The 14,243-nt window shown below is 70.9% G+C and carries 12 protein-coding genes; 8 read left to right on the forward strand and 4 right to left on the reverse strand.

The genetic code is table 11. The annotated features are described in order from the left end of the window. Position 1 precedes the first annotated feature (1 nt). On the forward strand, positions 2 to 1,219 hold the full coding sequence (locus ACQPXM_RS19410) for a CaiB/BaiF CoA transferase family protein (RefSeq protein WP_432950553.1): 1,218 nt from the start codon (positions 2 to 4) through the stop codon (positions 1,217 to 1,219). After that, the gene (locus ACQPXM_RS19415; RefSeq protein WP_432950555.1) at positions 1,216 to 2,022 is read left to right on the forward strand and encodes a citryl-CoA lyase; all 807 of its coding nucleotides are present in this window, start codon (positions 1,216 to 1,218) and stop codon (positions 2,020 to 2,022) included. Before ACQPXM_RS19410 ends, ACQPXM_RS19415 begins: the two co-directional genes overlap by 4 nt. Here ACQPXM_RS19415 and ACQPXM_RS19420 read toward each other — a convergent pair. Both ACQPXM_RS19420 and ACQPXM_RS19425 read right to left on the reverse strand, forming a co-directional pair. Then, complete coding sequence (locus ACQPXM_RS19420; protein WP_432950557.1) at positions 2,005 to 3,636, reverse strand: AMP-binding protein; 1,632 nt, start codon at positions 3,634 to 3,636, stop codon at positions 2,005 to 2,007. The genes ACQPXM_RS19415 and ACQPXM_RS19420 overlap by 18 nt on opposite strands. Next, a complete protein-coding gene (locus ACQPXM_RS19425) occupies positions 3,633 to 4,508 on the reverse strand; it encodes an SDR family NAD(P)-dependent oxidoreductase (protein WP_432950559.1) in 876 nt (291 codons plus the stop codon). Before ACQPXM_RS19425 ends, ACQPXM_RS19420 begins: the two co-directional genes overlap by 4 nt. A 223-nt stretch (positions 4,509 to 4,731) precedes the next feature. Between ACQPXM_RS19425 and ACQPXM_RS19430 the strand changes: the two genes are divergently transcribed. Next, complete coding sequence (locus tag ACQPXM_RS19430; protein WP_432950561.1) at positions 4,732 to 5,802, forward strand: M24 family metallopeptidase; 1,071 nt, start codon at positions 4,732 to 4,734, stop codon at positions 5,800 to 5,802. On the opposite strand, the gene ACQPXM_RS19435 is transcribed toward ACQPXM_RS19430, so the two are convergent. Then, positions 5,799 to 6,773, reverse strand: coding sequence for a GlxA family transcriptional regulator (locus ACQPXM_RS19435; RefSeq protein WP_432950563.1), 975 nt, complete (start codon positions 6,771 to 6,773; stop codon positions 5,799 to 5,801). The genes ACQPXM_RS19430 and ACQPXM_RS19435 overlap by 4 nt on opposite strands. 70 nt (positions 6,774 to 6,843) lie before the next feature. Here ACQPXM_RS19435 and ACQPXM_RS19440 point away from each other — a divergent pair, with 70 nt between their 5' ends. The 3 genes from ACQPXM_RS19440 to ACQPXM_RS19450 all read left to right on the forward strand — a co-directional run bounded on the left by ACQPXM_RS19440 (position 6,844) and on the right by ACQPXM_RS19450 (position 10,893). Beyond that, positions 6,844 to 8,118 (forward strand): MFS transporter, encoded by a 1,275-nt coding sequence (locus ACQPXM_RS19440; protein WP_432950565.1) that lies wholly within the window; start codon positions 6,844 to 6,846, stop codon positions 8,116 to 8,118. Between the two features lie 48 nt (positions 8,119 to 8,166). Continuing rightward, on the forward strand, positions 8,167 to 8,673 hold the full coding sequence (gene soxR, locus ACQPXM_RS19445) for a redox-sensitive transcriptional activator SoxR (protein ID WP_432950566.1): 507 nt from the start codon (positions 8,167 to 8,169) through the stop codon (positions 8,671 to 8,673). A gap of 99 nt (positions 8,674 to 8,772) precedes the next feature. Beyond that, complete coding sequence (locus ACQPXM_RS19450; RefSeq protein ID WP_432950568.1) at positions 8,773 to 10,893, forward strand: RecQ family ATP-dependent DNA helicase; 2,121 nt, start codon at positions 8,773 to 8,775, stop codon at positions 10,891 to 10,893. 33 nt (positions 10,894 to 10,926) lie between these two features. Here ACQPXM_RS19450 and ACQPXM_RS19455 read toward each other — a convergent pair whose 3' ends face one another. Beyond that, on the reverse strand, positions 10,927 to 11,715 hold the full coding sequence (locus ACQPXM_RS19455; RefSeq protein ID WP_432950570.1) for an ArsR/SmtB family transcription factor: 789 nt from the start codon (positions 11,713 to 11,715) through the stop codon (positions 10,927 to 10,929). A 177-nt stretch (positions 11,716 to 11,892) separates the two neighbouring features. Here ACQPXM_RS19455 and ACQPXM_RS19460 point away from each other — a divergent pair, with 177 nt between their 5' ends. Together ACQPXM_RS19460 and ACQPXM_RS19465 are read left to right on the forward strand one after the other, a co-directional pair. Beyond that, positions 11,893 to 13,404 (forward strand): SDR family oxidoreductase, encoded by a 1,512-nt coding sequence (locus ACQPXM_RS19460; protein ID WP_432950572.1) that lies wholly within the window; start codon positions 11,893 to 11,895, stop codon positions 13,402 to 13,404. 21 nt (positions 13,405 to 13,425) lie between these two features. Then, positions 13,426 to 14,214: a GNAT family N-acetyltransferase gene (locus ACQPXM_RS19465; protein WP_432950574.1), complete on the forward strand. Its 789-nt coding sequence runs from the start codon at positions 13,426 to 13,428 to the stop codon at positions 14,212 to 14,214. Positions 14,215 to 14,243 lie beyond the last annotated feature (29 nt).

The raw sequence follows: 14,243 nt of genomic DNA on the forward strand, positions 1-14,243 counted from the left end.
AGTGTCAGCAGATCTGCTGGCCGGCGTGCGAGTGCTGGATCTGACGAACGTGCTCGCCGGACCTTTCGCCGGATACCAGCTGGGGCTGATGGGCGCGGACGTGGTGAAGATCGAGGTGCCGGGCACCGGCGATCTGGCCCGCAATCTCGGTGCCGATCCGGAGCTGAGCGCGCGTGGGCTGGGCATCTCGTTCCTGGCCCAGAACGGCGGGAAGCGCTCTCTCACGCTCGACCTCAAGTCGCCGGGCGGTCGCGAGGTGTTCGAGCGGCTGGTCCGCGACGCCGACGTGCTGCTGGAGAACTTCCGGCCCGGCGTCCTGGAGCGGCTCGGCTTCGGCTGGGACGTGCTGCACGCGCTCAACAACGGACTGGTGTACTGCGCGGTCTCCGGCTTCGGGCAGACCGGGCCGATGCGCGGCCGGCCGGCGTACGACCAGATCATCCAGGGGTTGTCCGGGATGATGAGCGTCACCGGTACGCCGGAGAGCGCGCCCACGCGGACCGGGTTCCCGATCGCGGACACGCTCGGCGGGTACGCCGCGGCGTTCGCGATCTCGGCCGCGCTGGTGAAGCGCTCTCGCACCGGGACCGGCAGCTATCTCGACGTGTCGATGCTGGAGACCGCCGTCGCCGCGATGGGCTGGGTGGTGTCGGACTATCTGGTCGCCGGACGGGAACCACGGGCCATGGGCAACGAGAACGCGACCTCCGCGCCGTCCGGCACCTTCGCCACCGCCGACGGCGCGCTGAACATCGCGGCGAACAAGCAGGAGCAGTACGTCGAGCTGTGCACGGTGCTCGGCCGGCCGGAGCTGATCGCGGACGAGCGCTTCGCGACCCGGGAGGCGCGCAAACTGCATCGTTCCGAGCTGAAGGTCGAGTTGGAGAGAACGCTCGGAGAGCGCTCTGCCGCCGAATGGGACGAGCTGCTGTCGACGACCGGCGTACCGGTGGCGCCGGTGCTGACCGTTCCGCAGGCGCTCGCGTTGGCGCAGGTGTCCGGGCGCCAGTTGCTGCACGAGGTCGCCATGCCGGAGATCGACGAGAACGGCGGGGAGCGCTCTCTGCTGGTTCTCGGGAGCAGCGTGCACGTTGACAGTCGGTCAGTCGGCCCGTCCGGGCGGCCGCCGCAGTTGGGTGAGCACGTCGACGAGATCCTGGCCGAAGCCGGTTACACCGCGGCGGAGATCGCGGACCTGCGAGCCCGAGGAGTCGTATGAGCGAGTCGGTAGGGGACTGGTGGTCGACCGCGATCACCGACATCCAGCCCGGAATGATCCGGTTGCGCGGCTACGCCGTCGAGGACCTCATCGGCGCGGTCAGCTACCCGCAGATGGTGTGGCTGATGACCCGCGGCGAGCTGCCGACCGCAGCCGAAGCCAAGCTGCTCGAACTCACCCTGGTCGCCGCCGTCGATCACGGCCCCCAAGCGCCGTCCATCGCCGCGACCCGGATGGCGGCCTCCTGCGGCCTGGACCTCAACAACGCGATGGCCACCGGCGTCAACCTCCTGGGTGACGTCCACGGCGGCGCCGGCCAGCAGTGCCTGGAAGTCCTGCTCCAGCTGAGAGCGACCGTCGAAGCGGGCGAGAGCCCCGAGTCCGCGGCCCGCGCCCTCGTTGCCGACTACAAGCAACGAAGGGCGTTCATCCCGGGCTTCGGCCACCGCTGGCACCCGCGCGACCCACGCCGCGACCCGCTGATCACCGCTCTCCAGCACGCCGTCGACGACGGCACCACGCGGGGCGACCACCTCGAGCTGGTCCTCGCCGTGGAACGAGTGCTTGCCGAAGGCACCAAGCCCGTACCGATGAACGTCGACGGCGCCACCGCCGCCATCTACGCCGAGCTCGGCTTCGCCCCCGAACTGGCCCGCGGGCTGTTCGTGCTGTCCCGCTCCGTCGGCCTGCTCGCGCACGCCTGGGAACAGCGCAACGAACCGACGCGCATCAAGGGCCCGCTGCCGAAGGGCATCAACCCGACATACACGGGCCCGGCCCCCCGCTCAGTGCCCGGACTCTGACCCCAGGTCGCGCTTGACCACCTTGCCGGTGGCGGTCCGCGGCAGCTCGTCGACGACCACGATCTCCCGCGGCGCCTTGTAGCGCGCGAGATTGCCCCGCACGTGCTCGATCAGCTCCTCCGGTGTCGCGGCGCCGTCGAGCACCACGTACGCGACCAGCCGCTGACCGAAGTCCTCGTCGGGTACGCCGACCACCGCCGCGTCGGTCACCGCCGGATGCGTGAGCAGACAGTCCTCGACCTCACCGGGATAGACGTTTTCACCGCCGGACACGATCATGTCGTCCTCGCGGCCGTCGACGAACAACCGGCCGTGCGCGTCGAGATGGCCGAGGTCTCCGGTGCTCATCCGCCCGTCGACGACCGTCTTCGAGCTCCCGTCGGAGTAGCCGCCGAACACGAGCCCGCCGCCGGCGAAGATCCGCCCGGTCTCACCGGTCGGCACCGGCCGGTCGTCGGGCCCGAGGATCCGGACCGAACTGCCGAGGCACGGATTTCCGACCGTGCCGGGCGCGGTCAGCAAGTCGGCCGACGACGCGATCGTCGCGATCCCGATCTCGCTGGAGCCGTACGCGTCGCACAGCACCGGGCCGAACTGATCGATGAAGCGCGAGGCCAGCGACGGCGGCAACGCGGACGCGCCGGAGATCACCGCGCGCACCGACCGCACGTCGTACCGGGCGAGCTCGGTGGGTCCGAGCTCGAGCATCCGCTGCAGCATCACCGGTACGGCGACAACCGACCCCGCGCGCGTCGCCTCGATCGAGCCGAGCACCGCCGCCGCGTCGTACCGGCGGGCCAGCACGAGCGGCGATCCGAGGAACAGCGCCAGCATCGAGGTCAGCAGTCCGAGCCCGTGGAACAGCGGCGGGCAGATCACCATCGGCTCTCCGGCCCGCAACCCGAAGCGCTGCAGCGCCGAAGCCGTCAGGCCCGCCAGTCCGAGTGCGGTCGGCGCGCGCGGCGCGGCCTTCGGCGTACCGGTGGTGCCCGACGTGAGGATCGTGATGTGCCCCGGTCGCTCCGGCGCCGGAGGCTCCGGCGCACCCAGTGCGGCGAGGTCGTCGAGTCCACTGCCGTCCTTCCGCCACCCGAGTACGGCGGGAACGTCGGTCTCGACCCCGAACTCCTCATCGCGCACGAGCAGGTCCGGCCGATGGCGCTCCAGTACGGCGGACATCTGCGGCGCGGCGAACTCCGTGTTCACGAACAGCACGTCGGCACCCAGCCGCGAGGCCGCGAGCGTGGCCGCCAGGAAGTACCGGTGGTTCCGGCAGACCACCGCAACCTTGCTCCCGGCGACGATCCCGAACCGCGCGTGCATCCCGGCCGCGATCGCCGCCACCCAGCGATCGAGTTCGCCGTACGTCAGCTGTCCGCGCTCGTCGATCACCCCCGGACGGTCCGGGAAGCGGATCGCGGCGACAGCGCCCAGCGCCGCCATCGACTGCCCCCACCGCCGCAACGCCCGCTCGATCCCTGGCAGCTGCGCCGGCCCCGCGGAGCGCCAGACCCCCGAACGCGCCAGCGCCAGCGTGACCGCGCCGGCCTCAGCCGCGCGCCGGACCAGCCAGTCCGGAGGCTGGATCGGCTTGATCGGGCGGATCGGGATCACGGCGTGCGCTTCCGTGCCGAGCTCTGCCGGAAGTAGAACTCGAACAGCCGGTCCGTCGGCACCCGCAGAAGGTTGCCGAGGGCATCCGCCGGCCGGACCAGCGGCGGCGTGATGTTGTGCGGCCGCTCGGCCACCGCCCGGCAGACCTGATCAGCGGCCTGCTCCGGCGTCAGCCCCGGCATGCTGTGCAGCAACGGAGTCGGCTGGCTCATCCGGGTGTGAACCAGTCCCATGTAGACCGTCGACGTGGTGACGCCGTCGTGCCGGAGTTCCTGCGAGATGCACCGCAGCCACACGTCGAACGCGCTCTTCGAGGCCAGGTACGCCGACCAGCGCGCCAGCGGGGGAGTCCGCACGCCGGCCGTCGACACGTTCACGATGTGTCCCGCGCCGCGCTCCCGCATCGACGGCAGCAGCTCCAGCACGAGTTTGGCCGGGCCGAGGTAGTTGACCGAGTTGGTCCGCTCGATGTCGTGGAACCGCTGGTAGGAGTCCGCGATCGACCGCCGGATCGACTTGCCCGCGTTGCTGACCAGGACGTCGACCCGCCCGTGGTCGCGCAGCACGTCGACGACCAGCTGCTCGATCGCCGCGGGATCGGCGAGGTTGGTGGGATGGATGTGCGCGCGCCCGCCCGACGCCGTGATCCCGTCCGCGACCACCTGCAGCTGCTCGGCGGTCCGCGCGACCAGCAGCACCGTCGCTCCCGCCGCCGCGAGCCGCCGAGCCGTCGCCTCACCGATCCCGTACGACGACCCGGTGACCAGCACGACCTTGTCCCGCACGGCGTCGCTCAGCCGGGCGTCCGGGATCCCGCTCCGCCCGTTGACCAACGCGACGAGCAAGGGCCATCCCGGCGGGCGTCTGTCCATGCCGTCGATATTACTTTCAGGTAGCTTCCAGCGACACCCTCCACAGCCACTCGCGGACGAGCGCCGCGAACAACTCCGGCCAGGACCGGGACGCTCTCGGCGTGGGTGGCGTGGTGAAGTGACATCGCGGTAGTTCTAACAGGGCCCGCCGACATAGTGTCGGGGCATGAGTCGTCGAGCGTTGCATCAAGTAGCTCCGGAGCCGGAAGTGCTCAGGAGGCGGTTGGAGCGAGCGCAGGAGGTGGCTGCCGGGACCGGGCTGGTGATCGCGCCGGGCTCCGATCTGCGCTACCTGCTCGGGCAGGGAGGTGGGTCGTTCGAGCGGCTGACCGCGCTCGTCGTGCCGGCTGAAGGAACTCCGGCGCTCGTCGTACCGAAGCTGGAAGCGCCTGGGTACGCCGATGTGCCGCTGAGCGAGCTGGGCGTGGACGTGCTGACTTGGGTCGACGGCGACGACCCGTACGCGCTGGTCGGCGACCGGCTGGGCAAACCGGAGCGGGTGGCGGTCAGCGACTTCGCCATTGCGCTGCACGTACTCGCATTGCGGCACGCGATGCCGTCGGCCGAGCAGGTGCTGGCCGGGCCGATCGTGCGGGAGCTGCGGATGCGCAAGGACGCGGCGGAGATTGCCGAGCTGCGGGCGGCCGGAGCGGCGATCGACAGGGTGCACGCACGGGTTCCCGAGTTCCTCCGGGCCGGGCGGACCGAAGCCGAGGTCGGCGCGGACCTCACGGCGGCGATCGTCGAGGAGGGTCACGTGCTGGCCGACTTCGTGATCGTCGGCAGCGGACCGAACGGCGCGAGTCCGCATCACGACGTGTCGGACCGGGTGATCGAGGCCGGCGACGTGGTGGTGGTCGACATCGGCGGGCCGCTGCCGTCCGGTTTCAACTCCGACTCCACCCGGACCTACGCGGTCGGTGAGCCGCGGGACGTGGACGTGCGCGCGACGTACGGCGTACTGCAGGAGGCGCAGCAAGCGGCGGTGTCAGCCGTGCGGCCCGGTGTCACGGCAGAGTCGATCGACGCCGCTGCCCGGTCGGTGATCGCGGCTGCCGGGTTCGGCGACTACTTCATCCACCGGACCGGGCACGGGATCGGCCTGGACGTGCACGAGGAGCCGTACATCGTCGCGGGCAACGAGCTGGTGCTGGAGCCGGGAATGGCGTTCAGTGTCGAGCCGGGCATCTACCAGCCGGGCCGGTGGGGTGCGCGGATCGAGGACATCGTCATCGTGACCGAGGACGGCGTGGAGTCGGTCAACCAGCGTCCGCACGAGCTGCTGGTCGTCTAGGCAACTCGGAAAGTCTTGCGGTACGCCAGTGGCGAGACGCCGAGGCTGCTGCGCAGGTGGTGACGCAGTGAGGCCGCCGTACCGAGTCCGGCGGCTTCGGCGATCCGGTCCACGGGCAGGTCTGTCGTCTCCAGCAGGTGACAGGCATGCCGGACCCGTTGCTGCAGCAGCCAGGTGCCGGGGGACTGGCCGGTCTCGGCCTTGAAGCGCCTGCTGAACGTCCGCACACTCATCCGCGCGTGCGACGCCATGGCGGCCAGGCTGATCTCCTGGTCGAGCCGCTCCAGCGCCCACGCGCGGGTGGGTCCGGTGCCGTCACTGCCCTCGTCCGGGACCGCCCGCTCGATGAACTGGGACTGGCCACCGTCCCGCCAGGGCGGTACGACGCAGTGCCGGGCCGCGCGGTTCGCCACCTCGCTGCCGAAGTCGCTGCGCACCAGGTGCAGGCACAGGTCGACTCCGGCGGCCAGTCCGGCCGAGGTGATCACGTCACCGTCGTCGATGAACAGCAGGTCCTCGTCGAGCTTCACCTGCGGGTAGAGCGCGCGGAACAGCTCGGCCCGGATCCAGTGCGTCGTCGCCGGCCGGCCGTCGAGCAGCCCGGCCGCGGCGAGCACGAAGGCGCCGGTGCAGATCGACGCGATCCGGGTGCCGGGGCGGATCAGCGCGAGCGCTGCGGCGACGTCGTCCGGCAGGGTGCCCTCGTGGCGCGCCTGGGGGAGATAGGTGCCCGGGATGATCACCGTGTCGGCTTCGGCCAGCACCTCGGCGCCGTGGTCCGGGACGATCGTGAAACCGGCCGAGGCGCGAACCGGCTCGGCGCGGACGCCGCAGACCTTCACGTCGTACAGGCGGGTGCCGTCGGCGCGCGCGGCGGCGCCGAAGACGGTGGACGGGATGGTCAGGTCGAAGCCGACCACCGGGTCCAGGGCGAGCACGGCGACGCGGTGCGGCGTACTGGAAGCGGCCATGGCCATATCTTGACACATGGTGGCGTTCAGGCCACTGTTTCGGCGGCGCGAAGCTTCGGATACTCGGTGGGTGACCGAGATCCTGGAGAAGAAGACCTACCGGCTGCATCGCGCCTGGCCGGTCGCCGCCGTCGGATTTGTCACGCTGATCGGCGCCGCCGGCTTCCGCTCGGTACCGAGTGTGCTGCTCGACCCGCTGCACGAGGAGTTCGGCTGGTCGCACGCGACGATCTCGGCCGCGGTCTCGATCAACCTGCTGCTCTACGGCCTGATCTCGCCGTTCGCCGCGGCGCTGATGGACCGGCTCGGCCTGCGCAAGGTGGTCAGCGGGGCGCTGGTGCTGATCGCGCTCGGCAGTGGGCTGACGGTCTTCATGAACTCGTCCTGGCAGCTGCTGCTGTGCTGGGGGCTGCTGGTCGGTGTCGGAACCGGGTCGATGTCGCTCACGTTCGTCGCCACGATCACCGGGCGCTGGTTCGTGGAGCGGCGTGGGCTGGTGACCGGCATCCTGACCGCCGCGGGCGCTACTGGCCAGCTGGTGTTCCTGCCGCTGATCGCGGCGCTGGCGACGTCGTACGGGTGGCGGGTGCCGGCGCTGGTCGCCGCGGCTGCCGCGCTGGCGGTGGTGCCGTTGGTGCTGCTGTTCCTGCGCGACTACCCGAGTGACGTCGGGCTGCGCGCGTACGGCGCTCCGGAGGGCAGTACGGCGGGGCAGCGGGTCACCACGACCGGGAGCAGCGCGATGCGGGCGCTGACGGCGTTGCGGGTCGCGGCGCGGCAACCGGCGTTCTGGCTGCTCGCGGGTGGGTTCGCGATCTGCGGCGCGTCGACGAACGGGCTGGTCGGTACGCACTTCGTCACCGCCGCGCACGATCACGGGATGCCGGTCACGACGGCCGCGTCGCTGCTCGCTCTGGTCGGGGTGTTCGACGTCGGCGGCACGATCATCTCGGGCTGGCTGACCGATCGCTGGGACCCGCGGTATCTGCTGATCGCGTACTACTCGCTGCGCGGGTTGTCCCTGCTGATCCTGCCGTCGCTGCTCGGGCCGTCCGCGGAGCCGAGCGTGTGGGTGTTCATCATCTTCTACGGGCTGGACTGGGTGGCGACCGTGCCGCCGACGGTCGCGCTGTGCCGGGAGTGGTTCGGTGTGGACGGGCCGATCGTGTTCGGCTGGGTGTTCGCGTCGCACCAGGTCGGCGCGGCGCTCGCGGCGACCGGCGCCGGCGCGATCCGCGACGTGCAGGGCAGCTACAACCTGGCCTGGTACCTGGCCGGTGGCCTGTGCGCCGCGGCGGCGTTGATGTCGGCGAGCATCGGACGGCGCCTGGTGGCTCCTGCCTGACCGTGAGTTAGCCTCGACTTTGGTTGAGGTCGGTCGGGAGGAGTTGGCATGGACATCGAACCGGGTGAACTGACCGTCGGGCAGCTGTCCGAACGCAGCGGTGTGGCGATCTCCGCGCTGCACTTCTACGAACGCCAGAACCTGATCGTCAGCCGGCGGACGTCCGGCAACCAGCGCCGCTACAAGCGCGACACGCTGCGCCGGGTCGCGCTGATCCGGATCGCCCAGCGCGTCGGCATCCCGCTCGCCGACGTCGCCGCGATCCTCGCGCTGCTGCCCGACAACCGCACCCCGACCCGGCAGGACTGGGAACGCATCTCGCAGTGCTGGCAGGCCGAACTCGACCGCCGCATCGTCCAGCTGGAACAACTGCGCGACGACTTCAAGGACTGCGTCGGCTGCGGGTGCCTGTCCCTCGACCGCTGCGCCCTGGCCAACCCGTACGACGCGTTGGCGTCCCGAGGCCCCGGCCCGCAACGCCTCGTGGACACCGCCGGGACTCCGTGCCATCCGGGCGCGGCCTGCGCGGACACGACCTGCGAGGTCAGCGCCTAAGGTCCGGCAGTCCGGTGACCCTCTTTCTCATCCGAGGTTTTCCACAGGTTGAGGTCCAGGGCCCACGGGATGGGGGTGCGGGCGTCTAGGGTCGTTGGCATGGGTGATGCGTTGAAGTTGTCCGAGACCCGCGCCGCGACCGCTGCCGGGGTGATCTCGGCGATCGCGGGGGACTCCGCGCGCTTGCGGGACGACCAGGAGACCGCGGTCGCCGCGCTGTGCGAGCCCAATGCGCGGGTGCTCGTCGTCCAGGCGACCGGCTGGGGCAAGTCCGCGGTGTACTGGGCCGCGACCGCGATCCGCCGGTCCGAGGGGGCCGGGCCGACACTTGTCGTTTCCCCACTGCTGTCCTTGATGCGCGACCAGGTGGCCGCCGCGGCGCGCGCCGGACTGCGCGCCGCGACGCTCAACTCGTCCAACGTCGACGAGTGGTCGGCGATCGAGACCGACCTGCGCTCCGGCGCGATCGACGTCCTGCTCGTCTCGCCGGAGCGACTGGCCAATCCGGGTTTCGGGCGCCGCGTCCTCGACGGGCTGGCCGGCCAGATCGGCCTGCTGGTGATCGACGAGGCGCACGCGGTCTCCGACTGGGGTCACGACTTCCGGCCCGACTACCGGCGGGTCTCCGAGGTCCTGCAGAAGCTCAACCCGCAGACCCCGGTGCTCGCGACGACGGCGACGGCCAACACCCGCGTCACCGAGGACGTCGCGCACCAGCTCGGCGAGTCGACGCTGGTCCTGCGTGGTCCGCTGGCCCGGTCGAGCCTGCAGTTGGCGGTCGTGAACGCGTTGTCCCCGCTCGACCGCTTCGCCTGGGTGGTCGACCATCTGCCGAAGCTGCCCGGCTCCGGCATCGTCTACACGTTGACCGTCGCCGACGCGCAGCGGCTGGCCTCGGCGATCCAGGAAGTGCACGGCGCCGCCGTACCGGTCGCGGCGTACACGGGCGGGCTGGAGGCGGGGGAGCGGGAGAGGCTCGAGGACGCCCTGCGGGACAACCGGTTGAAGGCGCTCGTCGCGACGTCCGCGCTCGGCATGGGATACGACAAGCCCGACCTCGGCTTCGTCGTGCACGTCGGCTCGCCGCCGTCGCCGGTGTCGTACTACCAGCAGGTCGGGCGGGCCGGTCGAGGGATCGACCACGCCGTCGTCGCGCTGCTTCCGTCGGACGCCGACGCGGGCGTGTGGGACTACTTCGCGACCGCGACCATCCCCGTGCCCGAGCAGGTGAACCGCCTGCTGGCCGGCCTCTCGGTGTACGGGCCCGACCAGCCGGCGACCGTGCCGTCGCTGGAGGCCGAGACCGGACTGCGCCGCGGCCGGGTGGAGCTGATGCTGAAGCAGCTCGCCGTGGACGGCGCGGTCGAGCGGGTCGAGCGCGGCTGGGTGCGGACCGACGTCCCGTGGACCTTCGACGCGGCCCACTACGACGGCATCGTCGCCGTACGGCGTCGCGAGGCCGACATCATGCGCGCCTACACCCGCGGCGAACGTTGCCTGATGCAACTTCTCCAGGAGTCTTTGGACGACCCGACCGCCGAGCCGTGTGGCCGGTGTTCGGTCTGCCTCGGCCTGCTCCCGGACCCGCTCACCGCGAGCCCCGACCCGGAGACCGTGCAGGCGATCACGCGTCAGCTCCGCGGTGAGACGCACGTGCTCGAACCGCGCAAGATGTGGCCGGGGGGAGCCTTCGGCGCCAAGGGCCGGATCCCTCCGGGCCTGCTCGCCGATCCGGGCCGGACGATCGTCTTCGCCGACGCGCCCGAGTGGCGGGAGGTGCTGCGCTCCACCTTCGGCACCGACACGCCGGACCCCGCGGCGCTCGACGCGCTGAAGGCGGGGTGCGTCGCGGCGTTGTCGCGCTGGCGGGACGCATGGTCGCGGCGCCCCGAGGTCGTCGTTCCGTTGCCCGCGGCCGGCAACCGCGCTCTCACGACGGCCGTCGCCGATCATCTGGCCGAGATCGGGCGCCTGGATCGGGCGGACCTTCCGCTGCAGCCGTTCGGCGCCATCGACGATCTGTCCTCCGCGGAGGAGGCCAAGGTCTGGCGGGACGCGATCGAGATCGACGGCGCCACGGCGCAGTCCGTCACCGGTCGATCGGTGCTGCTGGTCGTCGACGCGTCGTCGTCGCAGTGGCCGATCACTGTGGCCGCCGCGAAACTCCGTGAGGCCGGCGCGGCCGCCGTGCTTCCTCTGCTCATCCACCGCCGCCCGTAGTCACTCCACCTCGGGAGATGGGTGCGGTGTGGGTCAGGCGTCCTGGAGAGCTTCGGTGGTTTCGGTCACCGACTTCAGGTCGGACAGCAGTTTGACCCAGCCTTCGCTGACCATCGCACGGATCCGGCTGCCGGGTTCGAAGCCGGTGTGGATGACGGTCAGTTTCACCTGGTCGCCGTCGGGCTCGAGTTCGAAGGTGACCGTCGACAGCGGTTCGGCGCTGGTGGCCGCTTCGTCCTCGGCGCTCAGCTCGACCGCGCGCGCGAACTCCGGCGTGATCGTGTGCCAGGTGTAGGACAGCCGCTTGTACGGCTCGTGCTCGACGACCTTCTGACCGGCGCCGGCCATCGTGACGTCGCCCATCTTCCACGTCATCGGTGAGCCGGGCTGCCAGTCGGTCTCGTGGTGCAGACCCCAGTACTGCCGCGTGAACTCCGGCTCGGTCAGCGCGCGCCACAGCCGTTCGGGCGTGGTCCGGATGTAGATGGTGTAGACGAAATCGGTGTCGCTCATGGTCTGTTGCTCCAATGCGGTCTTGAGGTCGGCGAACAGGCGCGCCCGCCGACGGTCGTACCGGGTGATCCAGCGGTCCGCGATGGCGTTGATCGGTTCGGCGTTCAGGTAGTGCAACTTCTCCCGGCCGCGCCGGACGGTGGTGACGAGGTTGGCCGCTTCCAGGACGGCGAGATGTTTGCTCACCGACTGCCGGGCCATCTCGAGCACGGCGCACAGCTCCCGCAGGGTCTGGCCGTTGCGGGCGTTCAGCTCGTCCAGCAGCCGCCGACGGCTCGGGTCCGCGAGAGCGCGGAACACGTCGTCCATCACGCCGTAGCACTCCTAACAGGCAGCCCGTTGGCTGCCTTTCGACAATAGGCAGCCGCCAGGCTGCATGTCAACCGCCTGAGGTTCTGGGGGCAGTACGAGTTCGGCGGTCGCCGACGGCGATCCCGCTGCACAAGTTCGGCGTGGCGAGGTCCGCGAACGGGCACTCGCCCAGACGTGACCTCTCCCGCTCCCGTCGGCCCGAAGCTCGTCCTCGTCACCGGTGTGACCGGCTACATCGGCGGACGCCTGGTGCCCGAACTGCTGGAGGCCGGCTATCGCGTCCGCGCGATGGCGCGCAACCCGCGCCGTCTGGAGGGTCGCGACTGGTACGACGACGTGGAGGTCGTCGAGGCCGACGCGGGGGACCAGCACCAGGTCGAGGCCGCGCTCGAGGGCGTGGACGTCGCCTACTACCTGATCCACGCGCTCGGCACCGGCAAGAAGTTCGAGGCCCGGGACCGGCACACCGCACGCACCTTCGCCGCCGCGGCGCGTGGAGCCGGCGTCGGGCGGATCGTCTATCTCGGCGGCCTGTACCCGGACGACGAGGAACTCTCGCCGCACCTGAGCTCGCGCCGCGAGGTCGGCGAGATCCTGCTCGCGTCCGGCGTACCGACGTCCGTGTTGCGGGCCGCCGTCATTCTCGGGTCGGGATCGGCGTCGTTCGAGATGCTGCGCTACCTGACCGAGCGGCTGCCGGTGATGGTGACGCCGCGCTGGCTCAGCACGCGGATCCAGCCGATCGCCGTGCGCGACGTCCTGCACTATCTGGTCGGCAGCGCGGAGCTGCCGGCCGACGTCAACCGCGGCTTCGACATCGGCGGGCCGGACGTGCTGACGTACCGGGACATGATGCAGCGGTACGCCGACGTGTCGAGCCTGCGGCGCCGCCGGATCGTGACGCTGCCGTTGCTCACCCCGTCGCTGTCCAGCCACTGGGTCGGCCTGGTGACGCCGGTCCCGAACAGCATCGCGCGGCCGCTGGTCGACAGCCTGATTCACGAAGTGGTCTGCAAGGAGCACGACATCGCCCAGTACGTGCCGGATCCCGAACCGGGGCTGATCGGCTTCGACCGGGCGGTCGAACTGGCGTTGAAGCGGGTGCAGGATCTCGACGTCACCACGAGCTGGGCCTCCGCGGCCACACCCGGCGCGCCGAGCGACCCGCTGTCGAGCGATCCCGCGTGGGCCGGCGGCTCCCTCTACGTGGACGAACGGGAGAGCGCGATCTCCGCGTCGCCCGACCGGCTGTGGACGGTGATCGAGGGCATCGGCGGCGGCAACGGCTGGTACTCGTGGCGCCTGGGCTGGTGGGCGCGGGGGCTGCTCGATCGGCTGTTCGGCGGTCCGGGACTACGGCGCGGGCGGCGCAATCCCAAGGACCTGTCGGTCGGCGATCCGCTCGACTGGTGGCGGGTCGAGGAGATCGACGAACCGAAACTCCTGCGGCTGCGCGCCGAGATGCGCCTGCCCGGGCTGGCCTGGCTGGAGCTGATCGTCGACGAGGACGACGAGGGGCGGACGGTCTTCCGCCAGCGAGCGCTCTTCCATCCGCACGGGCTGCCCGGCCAGCTGTACTGGTGGGCGATCAAGCCGTTCCACGGCATCGTGTTCGGCGGCATGCAGCGCAACATCGCGCACGCGGCGGAGCAGCAAGCCGGCGCGGACGAGGCGAAATCGTCTTGACGGCGTGCCGACCATGGAGGGATGGAGATCACCAGCCTCGGCTACCGCACCGACCTGTTGCTGCTGAAGCTCGGCGGGAGCGAACTCACCGACGCCGGCGACCACGTCGTCGTGCGCACGCCGGCCAACCCGACGTTCTGGTGGGGCAACTTCCTGCTGCTCCGATCGCCGATCGAGTCCGGCGAACTCGACGGGCGCCTGCAGGCCTTCGCGCGCACCTTCCCGGACGCCAAACATGTTGCCTTCGGCATCGATTCGGTGGACGGCCGGGCCGGTGACGAGGCCGCGTTGACGGCGGCCGGCTTCGAGATCGAGCGCAACACGGTGATGACGGCCCGCGCGGTGGTCCCGCCGAGCCGCCCGAACACCACCTCGACGTACCGGTTCCTGGCCGGCGACGACGACTGGCAGCAGTTGGTCGCGCTCGACCTGGCGGCCAACCCGACCGACCGGGACGGGCACGAGGAGTTCGTCCGTCGGCGGGTCGCCGCGTACCGGGCGGTGGTCGAGGCGGGCCACGGGCAGTGGTTCGGCGCGTTCGACGGTGATCGGCTGCAGGCGTCGCTGGGGTTGCTGACCGACGGTTCCGGGGTGGCCCGGTTCCAGATCGTGCAGACGCATCCGCAGGATCGCGGGCGGGGGATCGCGACCACTCTCGTGCACCGGGCGTCGACGTACGGGCTGGCGGAGCTGGGGGCGGAGACGCTGGTGATGGTGGCGGATCCGGAGTACCTGGCGATCCGAATCTACCGGTCGCTCGGGTTCGAGGGGACACAGACGCAGGTGCAGCTGACCAAGCCCGCGCCGTAGCCGTCGCTGTGATGGATCTGGGCGAGGCG

This window comes from Kribbella sp. CA-253562 (genome assembly GCF_050942265.1).
Classification (GTDB): Bacteria; Actinomycetota; Actinomycetes; order Propionibacteriales; family Kribbellaceae; genus Kribbella.